17 protein-coding genes are annotated in these 16438 nt (G+C 72.8%); 4 read left to right on the top strand and 13 right to left on the bottom strand.

Translation table 11 applies throughout. From position 1 onward, the window contains the following. Nucleotides 1-78: 78 nt before the first annotated feature. The 6 genes from nusB to AB0L06_RS32815 form a co-directional block, all read right to left on the bottom strand. The gene (nusB, locus tag AB0L06_RS32840; RefSeq protein WP_500235026.1) at nt 79-495 is read right to left on the bottom strand and encodes a transcription antitermination factor NusB; all 417 of its coding nucleotides are present in this window, start codon (nt 493-495) and stop codon (nt 79-81) included. After that, complete coding sequence (gene efp, locus AB0L06_RS32835; RefSeq protein WP_500235025.1) at nt 495-1052, bottom strand: elongation factor P; 558 nt, start codon at nt 1050-1052, stop codon at nt 495-497. Before efp ends, nusB begins: the two co-directional genes overlap by 1 nt. Before the next feature lie 46 nt (nt 1053-1098). Next, nucleotides 1099-2178, bottom strand: a complete 1080-nt coding sequence (locus AB0L06_RS32830) for a M24 family metallopeptidase (RefSeq protein WP_500235024.1) — start codon at nt 2176-2178, stop codon at nt 1099-1101. Nucleotides 2179-2293: 115 nt separating this feature from the next. After that, nucleotides 2294-3340, bottom strand: coding sequence for an LLM class F420-dependent oxidoreductase (locus tag AB0L06_RS32825; RefSeq protein ID WP_500235023.1), 1047 nt, complete (start codon nt 3338-3340; stop codon nt 2294-2296). Nucleotides 3341-3407: 67 nt separating this feature from the next. After that, complete coding sequence (locus AB0L06_RS32820; protein WP_500235022.1) at nt 3408-4076, bottom strand: enoyl-CoA hydratase-related protein; 669 nt, start codon at nt 4074-4076, stop codon at nt 3408-3410. A 36-nt stretch (nt 4077-4112) separates the two neighbouring features. Next, complete coding sequence (locus tag AB0L06_RS32815; protein ID WP_500235021.1) at nt 4113-4553, bottom strand: PaaI family thioesterase; 441 nt, start codon at nt 4551-4553, stop codon at nt 4113-4115. 136 nt (nt 4554-4689) lie between these two features. On the opposite strand from AB0L06_RS32815, the gene AB0L06_RS32810 reads away from it, so the two are divergent. Continuing rightward, nucleotides 4690-5259 (top strand): TetR/AcrR family transcriptional regulator, encoded by a 570-nt coding sequence (locus AB0L06_RS32810; RefSeq protein ID WP_500235020.1) that lies wholly within the window; start codon nt 4690-4692, stop codon nt 5257-5259. Nucleotides 5260-5269: 10 nt separating this feature from the next. Here AB0L06_RS32810 and AB0L06_RS32805 read toward each other — a convergent pair whose 3' ends face one another. The 7 genes from AB0L06_RS32805 to AB0L06_RS32775 form a co-directional block, all read right to left on the bottom strand. Continuing rightward, nucleotides 5270-6454 carry an MFS transporter gene (locus AB0L06_RS32805; protein ID WP_500235019.1) on the bottom strand — a complete coding sequence of 395 codons (1185 nt, stop codon included), beginning with the start codon at nt 6452-6454 and terminating at the stop codon, nt 5270-5272. Continuing rightward, a complete protein-coding gene (locus AB0L06_RS32800) occupies nt 6451-6789 on the bottom strand; it encodes an ArsR/SmtB family transcription factor (RefSeq protein WP_500235018.1) in 339 nt (112 codons plus the stop codon). The genes AB0L06_RS32805 and AB0L06_RS32800 overlap by 4 nt, the downstream gene beginning before the upstream one ends. Nucleotides 6790-6966: 177 nt before the next feature. After that, the gene (gene aroQ, locus AB0L06_RS32795) at nt 6967-7425 is read right to left on the bottom strand and encodes a type II 3-dehydroquinate dehydratase (RefSeq protein WP_500235017.1); all 459 of its coding nucleotides are present in this window, start codon (nt 7423-7425) and stop codon (nt 6967-6969) included. Next, nucleotides 7422-8510: a 3-dehydroquinate synthase gene (aroB, locus tag AB0L06_RS32790; protein WP_500235016.1), complete on the bottom strand. Its 1089-nt coding sequence runs from the start codon at nt 8508-8510 to the stop codon at nt 7422-7424. Before aroB ends, aroQ begins: the two co-directional genes overlap by 4 nt. Beyond that, a complete protein-coding gene (locus tag AB0L06_RS32785) occupies nt 8507-9022 on the bottom strand; it encodes a shikimate kinase (protein WP_500235015.1) in 516 nt (171 codons plus the stop codon). The genes aroB and AB0L06_RS32785 overlap by 4 nt, the downstream gene beginning before the upstream one ends. Nucleotides 9023-9030: 8 nt before the next feature. Then, a complete protein-coding gene (gene aroC / locus AB0L06_RS32780) occupies nt 9031-10209 on the bottom strand; it encodes a chorismate synthase (protein WP_500235014.1) in 1179 nt (392 codons plus the stop codon). Nucleotides 10210-10326: 117 nt separating this feature from the next. After that, the gene (locus AB0L06_RS32775; protein ID WP_500235013.1) at nt 10327-11907 is read right to left on the bottom strand and encodes a M28 family peptidase; all 1581 of its coding nucleotides are present in this window, start codon (nt 11905-11907) and stop codon (nt 10327-10329) included. A 105-nt stretch (nt 11908-12012) separates the two neighbouring features. Between AB0L06_RS32775 and AB0L06_RS32770 the strand changes: the two genes are divergently transcribed. The 3 genes from AB0L06_RS32770 to AB0L06_RS32760 all read left to right on the top strand — a co-directional run bounded on the left by AB0L06_RS32770 (nt 12013) and on the right by AB0L06_RS32760 (nt 16430). Beyond that, nucleotides 12013-13056, top strand: a complete 1044-nt coding sequence (locus AB0L06_RS32770; RefSeq protein ID WP_500235012.1) for a DUF2332 domain-containing protein — start codon at nt 12013-12015, stop codon at nt 13054-13056. A 70-nt stretch (nt 13057-13126) separates the two neighbouring features. After that, nucleotides 13127-14668, top strand: a complete 1542-nt coding sequence (locus tag AB0L06_RS32765; protein ID WP_500235011.1) for a serine/threonine-protein kinase — start codon at nt 13127-13129, stop codon at nt 14666-14668. A gap of 115 nt (nt 14669-14783) precedes the next feature. After that, on the top strand, nt 14784-16430 hold the full coding sequence (locus AB0L06_RS32760) for a serine/threonine-protein kinase (RefSeq protein ID WP_500235010.1): 1647 nt from the start codon (nt 14784-14786) through the stop codon (nt 16428-16430). Nucleotides 16431-16438: the final 8 nt, after the last annotated feature.

Here is a 16438-nt window from a genome sequence, read left to right as displayed (position 1 = left end):
CGTACGGACCGTCCGCGTCCGACGGGCGCGGATCCGGTCCGGTCGGGTGACCGCGTGGACGGCGTCAGGCCGGTCCGTTCAGACGGACAGGGACGGCTTCAGCTGCTGGATGCGGGCGAGCAGGCCGTTGACGAAGCGCGGGGACTCGTCGGTGGACAGCTCGGTCGCGAGCGACACCGCCTCGCTGACCGCGACGCCGTCCGGGACGTCGTCCACCCAGAGCAGCTCGAACAGGCCCATGCGCAGGATGTTGCGGTCCACGACGGGCATGCGGTCGAGGGTCCAGCCGGTCGCGTAGGTCGAGATCAGCTCGTCGATCCGCTCGGCGTGCGCCTGCACGCCCTCGACGATCCGCACGGCGTGCGGGTACTCGGCGAGCTCGCCCTGGTTGGGACGGCCGCGCTGCTCGAGGACCTCGGTGGGCCTCTCCTCGCGCAGCTCGGCCGCGAACAGGACGTCCAGGGCGAGCTTGCGCGCCTTGGTCCTGGCGGCCATCAGGCCCGACCGAGGTACTCGCCGGAGCGGGTGTCGACCTTGATCTTCTCGCCCGTGGTGATGAACAGCGGGACCTGGACCTCGGCGCCGGTCTCCAGCTTGGCGGGCTTGGAGCCGCCGGTGGAGCGGTCGCCCTGCAGGCCGGGCTCGGTCTCGGAGATCTGGAGCACCACGGCGGCGGGCAGCTCGACGTAGAGCGGGTTGCCCTCGTTGAAGGCGATCATGGCCTTCTGGTCGGGCAGCATGTAGTCGGCGGCGTCGCCCACGACGGCGGCCGGGATGTGCGGCTGGTCGTAGGTCTCGGTGTCCATGAAGACGTAGGCGTCGCCGTCCTGGTACAGGTACTGCATGTCGCGCTTGTCGACCGAGGCGACCTCGACCTTGCTGCCCGCGTTGAAGGTCTTGTCGATGATCTTGCCCGTGAGCACGTTCTTGATCTTCGTGCGGACGAACGCGGGGCCCTTGCCGGGCTTGACGTGCTGGAACTCCTGAACGGTCCAGAGGCCGTTGTCCATCTTCAGCGTCATGCCGTTCTTCAGGTCGTTCGTCGTCGCCACAGGTGTTCTCCCGGTCGGGCGGACCGCGCCTCGTCCGCCGGGTCGGCTAGAGGACGAGCAGGTCCTTGGTCGTCTTGGTGAGGAGCTCCGGCCCACCCGTTCGCGCCACGAGCGTGTCCTCGATGCGGACACCGCCCCGGCCGGCGAGGTAGACCCCCGGCTCGGCGGTGATCGGAACTCGATCCACCAGCTTACCGGTCGCGCGGGTGCTCATGAGCGGAGCCTCGTGGATCTCCAGTCCCACGCCGTGCCCGAGGCCGTGGGTGAAGTCGTCCCCGAACCCCGCCTCGGTGATCATGTCGCGCGCGGCGGCGTCCACGAGACGGTACTCGGCGTCCGGGACGGCCGCGTCGACGGCGGCCCGCTGGGCCTGCCGGACCAGCTCGTACAGGTCGCGCTGCCAGGCGGCGGGCTCGCCGACGGCGACGGTGCGGGTCATGTCGGCGTGGTAGCCGCCGACCAGCGCGCCGAAGTCGAGGGTGACCAGGTCTCCGGATGCCAGCTCGCGCGCCCCCGGGGAGTGGTGCGGGATCGCGCCGTTCGGCCCGGACGCGACGATCGTGTCGAACGCCAGGCCGTCCGCACCGAAATCGATCATGTGGCGGTCGAGCTCGACCGCCAGGGCGCGCTCGGTGATGCCCGGGCGGATCGACGGCAGCAGCGCCTCGAACGCCTCGTCGGTGATCCCGCAGGCCCGGCGCAGCAGGTCGATCTCGGCCTCGTCCTTGACGACGCGCAGCTCCTCGACGAGGTGGCCGAGCGGCTTGAACGCGATGCCGTTGTCGAGCGCGGCCAGCTCGGCGTGGCGCTCGACGGTGAGGTCGTGCGCCTCGAAGCCGAGCGTGTCCGCGCCGGCGTCGGCGGCGAGCGAGACCAGCGCGCCGCCGGTGCTCCGGTCGATCACGATCTCCATGTCGGACGCGACCTTCTCGGCCGTCCCGGCATAGCGTTCGTCGGTGCAGAGCAGGTCCGGCCCCTCCACGCGGATGAGCGCGGCGGCGTTCGAGCTCTGGAGCCCGGTCAGGTACCGGACGTTGACCGGGCGCGTGACCAGCAGCGCGTCCGCGCCGGCCGCCTCGACGGCCGCGGCCAGCGCCGCACGGCGCTCGCGTTGTCTCTCCCGCATGATCGAACTGTAGTTCATCGCCGAGAACGAGTGGGGGCGCGGGAGGTCGACGCCGTCCTGTGGGACGCGCGCGAGCGCCCACCCCTGACGGGGGCGGGCGCTCGCCGGGGTCGGATCAGACCTCTTCGGCCATCTTCTTGATCTTCTCGATCAGGGCGAGGCGGCCCTTGTGGTCGCCGGCGATGGGGGCGACGTTCAGCGTGGTGACGCCGGACTCCTTCATCGCGGCCAGGCGCTCGCGGACGTGGCCCTCGGAACCGATGAGGGACATCTTCTCGAGGAGCTCGTAGGGGACCTTCGCGGCGGCCTCGTCCTTCTTGCCCGCGAGGTAGAGGTCCTGGATCTCCTCGGCCTCCTTCTCCCAGCCGTAGCGGCGGCAGAGGTTGTTGTAGAAGTTCTTGCCCTTGGCGCCCATGCCGCCGATGTACAGGGCGGCCATCGGACGGCCGAACTCCAGGAAGTCCTGGACGTCGTCGCCGATGGCGAGGTGCGCCTGGCCGACGACGTCCAGCTCGCCCAGGGACGGGTCGCGCTTGGCCCTGCCCGCGGCGAGGGCCTCGCCCCAGACGTCCTTGGCCTTCTCCGGGAGGTAGAAGATCGGCTCCCAGCCGTTGGCGATCTCGGCCGTCATCTCGACGTTCTTCGGGCCGATCGCGGCGACGAGGATCGGGATGTCCGCCCGCACCGGGTGGTTGATGATCTTCAGCGGCTTGCCGAGGCCGGTGCCCTGCCCCTCGGGGAGCGGGATGTTGTAGTGCTTGCCCTCGAACTCGAGGCGCTCGCGCCGCCAGACCTTGCGGCAGATGTCGACGATCTCGCGCGTCCGGCCGAGGGGCGCGGTGTACGGGACGCCGTGGAAGCCCTCGATGACCTGCGGCCCGGACGCGCCGATGCCGAGCGTGAAGCGCCCCTCGGACACGTAGTCCAGCCCGGCGGCGGTCATCGCCATCAGGGTCGGCGTGCGCGAGTAGATCTGGAGGATGCCGGACGCGATCTCCAGCCGCTCGGTCTTCGCCGCGATGTAGCCGAGCTGGCTCACCGCGTCGAAGCTGTACGCCTCGGCGACGTAGACGATGTCGAGGCCGGCCTTCTCGTAGTCGGCCAGCTCGGCGACCGTCTCCTTGAAGCCGCCCGAATAGTTCAGGGCCATCCCGATGCGCATGCCCGGCATCCTTCCCACAGACGAACCGAATCAGGTTCTGATGGACGTAAACGTAGCGTCTGGAGACCTACTCCGGCAGAGCCGGGCCGCGCAGGGCCGCGATCACCTGCTTGTAGAGCTCCACGCGGATCGCCTTCACGGTCTTGCCGTTCTTGGCGGCGAGGGACGCGGCCAGCTCGATGGCGGCGGGCAGCACCTGGTCCTCCTCGGCCGTACGCTGGACGATCCCGGCCTCGCGGGCCTGCTCGGCGGCGTACCGGCGTCCGGTGAGCATCGCCTCGTGCGCGACGGGAGCGGCCAGGCGGCTCTGGATCAGGGCGCTCATGCCCGGGGTGAAGCTCATCCCGAGGTCGACCTCGGGCAGGCAGAAGTAGCCGCGGTCGGTGCGCATGACCGCGAAGTCCTGCGCCAGCGCGAGCATCGCGCCGCCCGCGAAGGCGTGCCCGTTGACCGCGGCCACGGTCGGCGCGGGGAGCTCCAGGAACCGCGCGTACAGCGCGTTCACCGACTCCAGGTAGGGGACGAACTCCTCCTGGTGCGTGCCGAGCCACTCCAGGTCCAGGCCGTTGGAGTAGAACTTCCCGGCCCCGGTGGTGACGAGCGCCTTCGGGCCCTCGGCCCGCTCGACCTCGGCCAGCGCCTCGTTGGCGGCGGCGAGGAAGTCGGGGTGGAAGCGGTTCTCGCCCGCGTCCATCCGCAGGACGAAGACATCGCCCTCGCGCTTGAGTTCAATCACGGAGTTCTCCCGTCCGGAAGGGTGGTCGACCGAACCCTACTGCTCGGTAACGGGCGGGAAGACCATGCAGGTGGTCGTGCCGTGCGCGATGAGCTTGCCGTTCTCGTCGACGATGCGGCCCTCGGCGGTCGCGACCCGGCGGCCGACGTGGATGGTCGTCCCCTCGCAGGTCAGCCGCCCGCCCTCGATCGGCACCGCGCGGACGAAGTTGACCTTGAGCTCCAGCGTCGTGTAGCCCGCGCCCTCCGGCAGCGTGGTGTGGACGGCGCAGCCCATCGCCGAGTCCAGCAGCGTGGACAGGATGCCGCCGTGGACCGTCCCGAGCGGGTTGCTGAACTTGGGGTCGGGCGTCAGCGCGAACACCACGCGTCCCGGCTCGAGCGTCTCGGCGGTCATGCCGAGCAGCGCGCCGACGCCGATCCCGGCCTCCGCCCCCATGTTGATCGCCTGCTTGAGCTGCTCCAGACCCGCGGTCACCGTCCACCCTCCAGCGCGTGAGTTCGACGGCCGTGACGGCCGCCCGACGGCCATGACGACCGTCATGCCCCAGGGTCGCTATGACGATCGTCATGGTCAACCCGAGAAGCTTATGATGAATGTCATAATCGCTGGTATGGGAACCGACAGCCGGGAACGCATGGTGCGCAGCGCCGCCTACCTCTTCCGCGAGCGCGGCTACTCCGGGACGGGTTTCCGGGACGTCATCGCGCACAGCGGCGCGCCGCGCGGGTCGATCTACCACCACTTCCCCGGCGGCAAGGTGCAGCTCGCCGAGGAGGCCGTCCAGTACGCGGGCGAGTTCCTCAACGCGGGCATCCAGGCCGCCGTGGAGGGCGGCGACGCCGCCTCGGCCGTGGACGCGTTCGTCGGCTGGTGGCGCGGCGTCCTGGTGAAGAGCGAGTTCCGCGCCGGATGCCCGGTCGTCGCGGTGACCGTCGAGTCCCACGACGACGCCCCGCAGCTGGCCAAGGCCGCCGCCGACGCGTTCGCCCGCTGGCAGGACACCCTGGCCACCGGCCTGGAGAACGCCGGCGCCTCCCCCGACCGCGCCGCCCGCCTGGCCACCCTGATCGTCTCCGCCGTCGAGGGCGCCACCATCCTCTGCCGCGCCGAACGCGACCTGCGCCCCCTGAACGCCGTCGTCGCCGAACTCAAGGAACTCGCCCGCACCGCCGTCGGCTAGCGCCGGGCGGTCAGGCGCACTCGGGCTGTTCGGCCCGAGGGGTGCTGCGATGCCGGGCGCGGACGCGGAGGGCGGCGAACGCGATCCATCCCGTGAGCAGCAGGCCCAGGGCCGCGGGCGCCAGAGCCCATGCGGAGAGGCCGCCCGGGTCCGCGCCGCGGGCCAGCAGGGCACTGCCCGCAGCCGCCCCCGCGGCGGAGCCGAGGTACATCGCGGCCATCTGGAACGCGACGATCGGCATCGCCTGTTCGGGCTTGTCACCGGTCAGGGCCTGCTGGAGGGTGGGGACGCTCGCCCAGCCCGCCGCACCCCACAGGGCCGCGGCGACGAGCCACACCGCCGGGGCGTCGGAGACCCGCATGGCGGCGAAGCTCCCCAGGAGCGTCACGGGCAGGACGACGAGCAGCATGCGGGGTCCGGACGCGTCCAGGACCCTGCCGACCAGGGCGGATCCGACGACCCCGCCGATGCCCCACGCCCACACCAGCGCGAAGTCCCAGTGCTGGAGCCCTCGGGCCTCGGCCATGGGCAGCAGGTAGGTGTAGAGCCCGAGGCTGGCCACGCCGAGGAGGAACGCTCCGGCGATCCCGACGAGGGTCTTCGGTGACCGCAGCACCGCGAAGGCCGGGCCCCGCGACGCGGGCAGCGACGGGATCGTGCGCGCCCTGACGGCCAGGGCGACCATGCTGAGCAGTCCGATGGCGACGACCAGGCCCATGGTCCACCGCCAGTTCAGCCGGTCGCCGATGACCATCCCGACCGGCACCCCGGCGACCGTCCCGGTGGAAAGCCCGAAGGTCACCATCGCCATGGCGCGTCCCCGCTCGTGGTCGGCGACCATGGCGGCGGCCGTCGCGGTCGCCACCGCGGTGAGCACCCCGGCGCCCGCACCGGCGATCACCCGTGAGGCGAGGAAGACCTCGATGCCCGGCGAGGCCACCGTGATGACGTTGCCGAGGTTGAAGACGCCCAGCGCGATCAGCAGCGCCCTCGCGGTGCTTCCGCGGACCAGCGCCCCCGACAGCAGCGGTCCCGCCAGGGCGTACGCCGCGGTGAAGGCCGTCACGCACAGGCCGACCGCCGCCAGCGTGGTGCCGAGCGAACCGGGGATCGAGGGCAGCACACCGGCGAGGACGTAGGCGTCGATGCCCAGCGCGACCGCGGCCGCGACAAGGGGCCAGACGCGGCGGATCACGCGTCCTCCCGCGCGGGGGCGGCTTCCTGGTACCCGTCGAGGACCGCGCCGATGAGGCCCGGGAACCGCGCGTCCAGGTCGTCGCGGCGCAGCCGGATCAGGCACTTGCGTCCCTCGGCGCGGACGAAGACCACGCCGGACTCGCGCAGGAGGCTCGTGTGGTGGGTGAGCGTCGACCGCGGCAGGTCCGGTCCCAGCTCGACGCTGTCCACCTCGCCGTGCTCCGCGAGCATCCGCACCATCGACAGCCGCAGCGGCTCGCTCAGCGCGAACAGCACCCGCGGGATCGCGATCTCCTCGGTCTCGGGATGCTCGTACACCCGTGCCGGTGTCATCGCCCCTCCTCAAATCGTTCGATAATTCTCGCACGATGATAGTGCGACAATTCTCGAACGATCAACTCGGCTGCCCGCCCCCGGCCGTGCGGGGCGGGCGGGGGAAACGCGTCGCGGCCCTGATCACGTGGGTGATCAGGGCCGCGACGGGGTGCGGACGGGCGAGGGCCGGGTGGGTCAGGAAGAGGCGGCCGCGGCCTGCTCGGCGAGGAGTTCGGCGATGGCCTGGAGGGCCAGGACGTAGGACATGAGGCCGAACCCGGCGATGGTGCCGGTGGCGACGCCCGCGACGACGGAGGTGTGGCGGAACTCCTCGCGGGCGGCCGGGTTGGAGATGTGCACCTCGACCAGGGGCGCGGTGCGCTGGGCGAGGGCGTCGCGCAGGGCGTAGGAGTAGTGCGTGAACGCGGCCGGGTTGAGGACGACCGGGATCCTCTCGTCGGCGGCCTGGTGCACCCAGCCGATCATCTCGGCCTCGTCGTCGGTCTGCCGGACCTCGACGTGCAGGTCCAGGCGGCGGCCGGTCTCGCGGCAGAGGGCCACCAGGTCCTCGAAGGTGTCGGCGCCGTAGACGTCCGGCTCGCGGGTGCCGAGGCGGCGCAGGTTCGGGCCGTTCAGGACCAGGACGGAGTTCACTGGGCGACCCTCCGGTAGGCGGCGGCGAGCAGCTCCTCGTCCGGGCCCTCGAGGCGGCCCGGCTCGGCGAGGCCGTCGAGGACGACGAAGCGCAGCGTGGCGCCGCGCGACTTCTTGTCGATGGTCATCGCGGCGCGCAGCTCGTCCCAGGCGCCCGCGTCGTAGGAGGTCGGCAGGTGCACCGACGCGAGGACGCGCTCGGTGCGGTCGACCAGGTCGGAGCGTCCGGCGAGGCGGGCGAGCTCGGCGGCGTAGACCATGCCGACGGCGACGGCGTGGCCGTGCGGGAAGCGGTACGCCTCGGCCTTCTCGATGGCGTGCGCGAGGGTGTGACCGTAGTTCAGGATCTCGCGCAGGCCGCTCTCCTTGAGGTCGGCCGAGACCACCTCGGCCTTCACCCGGACGGCGCGCTCGATCAGCTCGACGGTGTGCGGGCCGTCCGGACGGCGGGCGGCGGCCGGGTCGGCCTCGACGAGGTCGAGGATGACCGGGTCGGCGATGAAGCCCGCCTTGATGGTCTCGGCGAGCCCGCTGACGTAGTCGCGCTCGGTCATGGACGCGAGCGTGGACACCTCGCAGAGGACGCCGGCCGGCGGGTGGAACGCGCCGACCAGGTTCTTGCCCTCGGGGATGTCGATGCCGGTCTTGCCGCCGACCGCCGCGTCCACCATGGCGAGCAGCGTGGTCGGCACGTGGACGACCTTCACGCCGCGCAGCCAGGACGCGGCCGCGAACCCGGCCAGGTCGGTGGTGGCCCCGCCGCCGACGCCGACGACGGCGTCGGTGCGGGTCATGCCGAGCTGCGCGAACCTCGACCAGAGCCCGGCGAGGACGCCGATCTCCTTGGCCGCCTCGCCGGACGGCACGGGCAGCTCGTGCACGGCGTACCCGGCCGCGGTCAGCGCGGCCGACACCGGGCGGACGAGCTCCGGCAGCCCCTGGTCATGGACGACGGCGACGGCCCGGACGTTGTCGCCGAGCAGCCCCGGCAGCGCGCCGTGGACGTTCTCGCCGATGACGACGTCGTACGGCTCGGCGCCGCCGACGTGGACGCGGCGGGTCGTCTCGTCAGCGGCGCGGGTCACCCGGCGGCCTCCAGGGCGGCGACGATCTCGTCGACGATCTCCTCGGGGGCGCGCTCGTCGGTCTTGACCCGGACGGTGCCGAGCCGCTCGTAGATCGGGAGGCGGTCGGCGAGCAGCTTGCGGAGCTGGCTGCGCGGGTTGAGGACGAGCAGCGGGCGGGCCTGGTTCAGGCCGATCCGCTTGACCGCCTCGGCGAGGCCGACCTCGAGGTAGACGACCGTCTGGCCGTCCTCGAGGAGCTCCTGCGTCTCGGCGGCCAGGATCGCGCCGCCGCCGACCGCCACGACGCCGTCGTGCTCGGCGACCGCCGCGGCGACGGCGGCCCGCTCGAGCTCGCGGAAGCGGTCCTCGCCGTCGTCCACGAAGATCTCGCCGATCGGCTTGCCCGCCGCGGCCTCCACGTCGGCGTCGGTGTCGCGCAGCGGAACGCCGAGGCGTTCGGCGAGGGCGGCGCCGACGGTGGTCTTGCCGGAGCCGGGCGGGCCGATGATCACGGCTTTGGGGCGGGCCATCGTTTCCTCTACTTGACGGTGAGGGAGGACAGGTATCCGGACAGGTTGCGGGCGGTCTCCTCGACCGAGTCGCCGCCGAACTTCTCCAGCGCCGCGTCCGCGAGGACGAGCGCGACCATGGCCTCGGCCACCACTCCGGCGGCCGGGACGGCGGTCACGTCGGAGCGCTGGTTGATCGCCTTGGCGGGCTCGCCGGTCGCGACGTCGATGGTGTCGAGGCGGCGCGGGACGGTCGAGATCGGCTTCATCGCGGCGCGCACGCGCAGCGGCTCGCCGGTGGTCATGCCGCCCTCGATCCCGCCGGCGCGGTTGGTGCGGCGGCGGACGCCGTCCTCGGTGTTGTCGATCTCGTCGTGGGCGCGGGAGCCGGGCCGCCGCGCGGTCTCGAAGCCGTCCCCGACCGCGACGCCCTTGATCGCCTGGATGCCCATGAGGATCCCGGCGAGGCGCGAGTCGAGCCGCCGGTCCCAGTGGACGTGGCTGCCGAGGCCGGGCGGGAGGCCGTAGGCGAGCACCTCGACGACGCCGCCTAGCGTGTCACCCTGCCGCTTCAGCTCGTCGATGTGCGCGACCATCTTCGCGGACGCGTCCGCGTCGAAGCAGCGCACGGGCGACTCGTCCACGGCGGCGAGGTCGCCTGGGCCGGGCGCGACGTCCTCGGGAGCGTCGATCTCGCCCAGGGACACGACGTGGCTCACGATGTCGACGCCCAGGGCCTGCTTGAGGAACGCCTTGGCGACCGTGCCGAGCGCGACGCGGGCCGCGGTCTCGCGGGCGCTCGCCCGCTCCAGGACGGGCCGGGCGTCGTCGAAGCCGTACTTCTGGATGCCGGCGAGGTCGGCGTGGCCGGGACGCGGCTGGGTCAGCGGCGCGTTCCGCGCCTGCGCGGCGAGGACGTCCGGGTCCACCGGGTCGGGGGACATCACGGTCTCCCACTTGGGCCACTCGGTGTTGCCCACCTGGACCGCGACGGGGCCGCCCTGCGTATAGCCGTGCCGGACACCGCCGAGGATCGACACCTGGTCCTGCTCGAACTTCATCCGGGCGCCCCGCCCATGCCCGAGCCGCCGGCGGCGCAGTTCCTCGGCGATGTCGTCCGAGGTCACACGCACGCCGGCCGGAAGGCCCTCCACGATCGCGGTGAGGGCCGGGCCATGGGACTCGCCCGCGGTCAACCAGCGCAGCATGCCCACGATCCTATTGACTCGCCGGGGCGGCTCGTGCCCGGCGTCCAGCTTGTGAGACCCGTATCGCTCTCCGAGGGGGCCCCGCGCGCCCCGGGAGGGACACGCGGGGCCGGGTGATCACTCCTCGTCGGCCGTCACCGAGGCGAGCCGGCGCGGCGAGGCGGCGCGCTGCTTCGCCCGCGCGGACGCGTCGGACGGGACGATGTCGGAGATGTCCAGAGCGAACCGTCCGGTGGCCCAGGCCATGCCCGCGCCGAGCTGCCCGTAGATCGTCCGGTTGACGTTCTTCAGGGTGTCGCAGGCCGAGTGGTAGCACCAGTCGAGCGACTGCCCGGCCTTGCCGCCGAACAGGCGGGCCCAGTCCTCGGTCTTGATGAGGTTGGAGCCGCTGGTCTCGCCGCCCGCCGGGATCCCCGCGGCGATGAACGGCCCGTAGTCGGAGCGTCCGTCGAAGTCCCGGCCGACGGTCGGCAGGCCGCGCGAGGCGTGGAAGTCGGTGAGGACCTTCTCGATCTGCGCCGAGCCCTCGGGGCCGGCGCCGGCGCCCTCGTGGTCGCTGTCGTCGCCGTCGTAGACCATCCGGGCGAAGTTCGGCGAGCCGATCATGTCGAAGTTGAGGTAGAGGGCCAGGTCGGCCTTGCCCTGCTCCGACAGCTGCGCGACGTAGGCGCCGGAGCCGAGGTCGCCGTGCTCCTCGGCTCCCCACCAGGCGAAGCGGACCTTGTTCTTGATCTGCTTGAAGTGCCTGGCGAGCTGGAGCGCGGTCTCCAGCTCCATCGTGCTGGACGAGCCGTTGTCGTTCATGCCCGGGCCCTCGGTGACGCCGTCCAGGTGCGCGCCGAGCATGACGACGTTGTCGGCGCGTCCGGTCGGGGTCTCGGCGATCACGTTGAACGTGGTCACGGTCTTGGCCTTGCCGCGCAGGTCGACGGTGAGCGTGACCGGGCCGCGCGCCGCGTCGGCCGCGAGCGCCTCGGACTCGCCGCGGCCGAGGGACGCGAGCGGGATCTTGACGTCCGCCGCGGTGAGGCGGGTCCGCAGGATCATGTCCGGATTGGGGTTGTTGGTGTTGATCAGGGCGGCCGCGGCGCCCGCCTCGGAGGCCGTCTTCTGCTTGACGGTGTTGGTGCAGCCGCCGGCCGTGATCAGCACGATCCTGCCGCGGTAGTCGGCCCCGGCGTAGTCGGACGCCTCGCAGCCGGGCGTCGCGTCCGTCCCGGACGGGACGACCGCGAGCGGGGCGGTGAGGCCGCCGACCGGCGTGTTCGCCGAGAACCGGGCGATCAGCGGGTGGAGGGCGCGGGCGGACGGCGCGACCACCCTGCCGTCCGAGGCGTGGAAGTCGTAGTCGTCGTGGGTGAACGGCTGCCGGGTCGTCTTGTACCCGGCGGCGTGCAGCCTGCCCTCGACGTACTCGGCGGACGCCAGGTGGCCGCGCGTCCCGGACGCCCGGATGCCGTTGTTCCGGTCGGCGATCCGCTGCAGGGCGGTCAGGTGCCGCCAGGCGTTGTCGGTGGTCACCTCGCGGACGAGCTGCCGGGCGAGCCTGTTGTTCCCGTTCGATCCCGGTTCGGCGTGCGCGGCCGGGGCGATCCCGGCGACGAGCGCCGCCACCGCGAGCATCGCGGTGGCGGCCCTGCCGCGCCTCTGCGCGCCGGGTCGCGCATGTCGTTCTCCGTGTCGGTCCGTGCGCGTCATCGCGCCTCCTTCGGTCGCTCCTCGCGGAGCCCCCCGATCGCGGATGTGAGTGTTCGTGATCGTCCCAATCAAGATCGTCTTTGGTCAACGGGCAGAATCGTGTCCGTGGACGTGAACCTCCGTGATGAACTGCTCGCCCAGGCGGCGACCTGCGACAAGGGCGGCTCGCCCATGTACGCCGAACTGATGCGGCGCGCCGCGGCCGATGTTGACGGACCGGTCGCGGCCGTCCTTTCGGGCGGCCCGGAGACCGGGCGGTGCCTGCGGCTGCTCGGCGCGACGCACCGGATGGTGCTCTCCGGGCGGGCGCCCGACCTGGCCGCGCACTACCCGACGGCGGGCGGGACGGCCGATCCGCTGGCGGCCTGGCCCGCGTTCCGGGCGCTGGTGGCGGACCGTCCGGACGAGGTGCGCGCGGCGATGGCCGGAGACCCGCAGACCAACGAGGTCGGACGGGCCGCGCCGCTCGTCGGCGGCCTGCTGGCGATCATGGCTGCCATCGGGGAGCGCCCCGTCCGGCTGCTGGAGGTCGGGGCCAGCGCGGGGCTGAACCTGCGCGCCGACCAGTACCGGTACGAATCGGACGGCAGCTCAGGCGTTGGACCGGCGTTCGGGCCGGACGATTCTCCGGTGGTGCTGCGCGGCTGCTGGGGCGGGTCGCCGCCGCCTCTGTCGGCAGGGCTCACGATCGTCGAGCGGACGGGCTGCGACCTCGCGCCCGTGGACCCGGTCGCGGACGGCGTCCGGTTGCTCTCGTTCGTGTGGCCTGACCAGCACGAACGCGTCGCGCGACTGCGGGGCGCGCTGGAGGTCGCGGCGCGGGTCCCGGCGACGGTCGTCCGCGCGGACGCCGCGGAGTTCCTCGCCGATCTCGCGCCGCGGGCGGGCGTGGTCACCGTCGTGTGGCACTCGGTCATGTGGCAGTACCTCTCCCCCGCGCAGCAGGCGCGGCTCACGGCCGCCGTGGAGCGCGCGGGCGCGGCGGCGACGCCGGACGCGCCGGTCGCCCACCTGTACCTGGAGCAGGCGGACGACGCGGACTTCCACAGCCTGCCGGTGCTGACGCTCCGGCTCTGGCCGCAGGGCGGGGGCGAGCGGCACGTCCTGGCGGACACTCCTCACCACGGCGTCCCGATCCACTGGCGCTGACCGGCTGCGACCGGGTTGTGCCGGATTCGTTGTGACCGGCGCGAGATCGCTCTCCCCGATGATCAAGCTCATGGATGACAACGGGGATGTACTCGCGGGCCGGTACCGCCTGGAGGAAGCGCTCGGACGAGGTGCACGGGGATGGCTGTGGCGCGCGCTGGATATGCGCCGAGACCGCCATGTGGTCCTGCGAATACCTCCGGCCTCGGACGGATCGGACGAGGCCGACGCGGAGGCGCAGGCGCAGGCCGGAAGGCTCCTCGATGCCTACCGGGCGATCACGGCGCTGCGACATCCGAACGTCGCGGAGCCGTACGACTGCGGGGTCGACGCGGGCCGTCCGTACCTGGTCACGGAGCTGCCGCCCGGCCGGGACCTGGCGACGCTGATCGCCGAGCACCCGGACGGCCTCCGGCCCGGACGCGCCGCCGAGATCGGAGCGCAGGTCGCGGAGGCGCTGAACGCGGCGCACTGGCTGAAGCTCGTCCACGGTGACCTCCGTCCCTCCACGGTGTTCGTGGCGGACGGGCCGCCGGGCCTTGCGGTGAAGGTGAAGGTGATCGGCTTCGGCGCCGCGCGGTCCGCGGACCCGGCGGGCGTCGCGTCCGCCATCGCGTCCGCGGGCGTCCGCACCAACACGCTCGCCTACCTGGCCCCCGAGCAGATCGACCTGGACGGTGAGGCCGACGCCCGGACGGACCTGTACGCGCTCGGCTGCCTGATGTACACGCTGCTCACGGGCGCGCTGCCGTTCTCGGGGTCGTCCACGGCCGCGCTGAAACGGGCGGTGGTCATGTCCGGGGCGCCGGCCGTCCGGTCGCGGCGGCCGAACGTCCCGGAGGAGCTGTCCGCGCTGGTCAAGGCACTGATGGCCAAGTCGCCGGGGAAGCGTCCGGGCCCGGCGTCGGCGGTCGCGTCCGATCTCAAGCGGTTCGTCGCGGACGCGCCGGGCGCCGTGGTCCTCCGCCCGACCCTCATCGCCGACGAGCCGACGGAGGCGGCGGGCGCGGCGGCTCCCCCGGCGCCGCCGCAGAAGCGCCGTCCGAGGCTGCGGCGTTCGAGGATCCCGCGTCCGAAGCTCTCGCGGCCGCGCGTGCGCAAGCGGTACGTCGTCCTCTGGCTGCTGGGCGGGGCCCTCGTCCTCTCGTCGGTCAATCCGGGCGGCCACATCGACAAGGGGCGGTTCAGCGGGACGCTCCCCTGCTCCGTTGTCGAGCCGTCGTCCGCAACGGATTCCGTGTGGGGCTCGAAGCCCGGGGACTGCTCCTGGAACGCCTCGGGCGAGGCAGGGAAGGGGACGATCCGGGTCGAGCAGCACAGATACCGGCGGCTCCTGTTCGTCGGCGCCTCGACCCGTGCGGCCGGCGCTCTCAAGACGAGGGACGGGCACACGAACGTCGTCCAAGGGAGCACGCGGATCTACGCGAACTCCGCGGGCACCGAGGCGTTCTTCCACATGTCCAACCTGGTCGTGATCGTCCACTGGGAGAAGTCGAGCACGTCCGACCTCGGGGGGACCGACCAGTACACGCCACCCGGCATGAGCGCGAACGACACGACCGCCGTCCTGGGCATCGCCGAGGACATCGCCAGCGGCATCGCGGGCCCCTGACCCGGCTGCGGTGACGAAGGGGCTTTCCGGCTGATGGGCTTCCCCGGTCGAGGGTTCGCTGGGAGGATCGACGCCTAGTCGAACGTCGGCGTTCCTTTGATCGGGGGGTGGGCGGATGGAGGCGCTGCGCGCGGCGGACCCGCGCCAGGTGGGGCCCTACACGCTGGAGGCGCGGCTCGGCGGCGGCGGGATGGGGCAGGTGTTCCTCGGCCGGTCGCGCGGCGGACGCCGGGTCGCGGTCAAGGTGGTCCGTCCCGACCTGGCCGACGACCCGGAGTTCCGCCGCCGCTTCGCCGCCGAGATCACCGCCGCGCGCCGGGTCGGCGGCTTCCACACCGCCCAGGTCGTGGACGCCGCGCCGGACGCCGACCCGCCGTGGATGGCGACCGCGTACATCCCCGGGCCGTCCCTGCACCAGGCGATCCGGGACGGCGGCCCGCTGCCCGCCCCGGCGCTCGGCGAGCTCGCCGCCGGGCTCGCCGAGGGGCTGCTCGCCGTCCACGCCTGCGACCTGGTCCACCGCGACCTCAAGCCGGGCAACGTGATCCTCGCCGAGGACGGGCCGCGGCTGATCGACTTCGGCATCGCCCGCGCCCTGGACGCCACGTCGGCGACCCGCACGCACGCCGTCCTCGGCACCCCGGCCTACATGTCCCCCGAGCAGGCGCGCGGCCTGCGCGTCGGCCCGGAGTCGGACGTCTTCGCCCTCGGCGCGGTCCTGGCGTTCGCCGGAACCGGCCGCGCCCCGTTCGGCACCGGCCATCCGGACGCCCTGGTGTACCGGATCGTCCATGCCGAGCCGGAACTGTCCGGGCTGGCGTCCCACCTCGTCCCGCTGGTCACCGCCTGCCTCGCCAAGGATCCCGGTGACCGTCCGGACCTCGCCCACGTCCTCGACCGGGTCGCGGGGCCCGCGCCCACCGCGGTCGCTCCGGTTCCGTCCACGCCCGCCGCTGTGGCTCCGGTTCCCTCCGCGCCCGCTCCTGTGGCTCCCGTTCCGCCTGCGGCGGCTCCGGAGCGGGACGTCTCCGAGAGTCGTCCGAGCACGCCTGGCTCCCATCCGGACGCGGCCGGATCGTCGTCCGTGGACGGGGCATCGGCCGCGACCACACCGGTCCCCGCGTCCGTCCGCACCGTCCCGGCGTCGGCCGGCGGGCGAGCGGGCGTGGAGGCGACGGCCGCGGCCGTGTTCCGGTCTCCGCGGCGGAAGCCGGTGGACTGGTGGTTGCGCGGGTTCGGGGTGAAACTGCTGTGGGCGGCGGCCTTCCTCGCGGCACTCGCGATCTTCGCGCACCTGATCAATCCGCGGGAGGGGTGGGGCTTCTCCGGTCCGGACTACTTAGTCCTGGGCGTCGCGCTCGCGATCTGCGTGGGACTGCAGGTCTTCTCCCCCTGGCATTCGGTCGCCCTTGACCGGGAGGCGGTCGGCATCAGGCGCCGCGACGACCTGACGTCCCAGTCGTTCTCGATCCCGTGGGCGGCCATCGCGCGGATCGGCCTGACGAGGGAGGGCGACGAGTCGCGGCTCGTCGTGTGGTTCCAGGGCGTGCTGCTGCCCGCCGAGCTCTCGGCGGTGGGGCCTGAGCTCGAGGGGTACCACGACTCCGGTGGGTTCGTCGTGTGCCAGCCGGTTCTCGGTTCGGGCGCGAACGGCGGGGAGCGGATTCTGGAGCCGCTGCGTGCCGCGCTGCGCGCGCACGCGGGCCCGCGGTACGTCGCGGACCCTGCGTCCGAACGCGCCCTCACGAAAGCCGCCGACTGACCGTCCCC

This window comes from Spirillospora sp. NPDC052269, from assembly GCF_040679435.1.
GTDB lineage: Bacteria > Actinomycetota > Actinomycetes > Streptosporangiales > Streptosporangiaceae > Spirillospora.
This window is presented reverse-complemented; position numbering and strand designations above follow the sequence as displayed.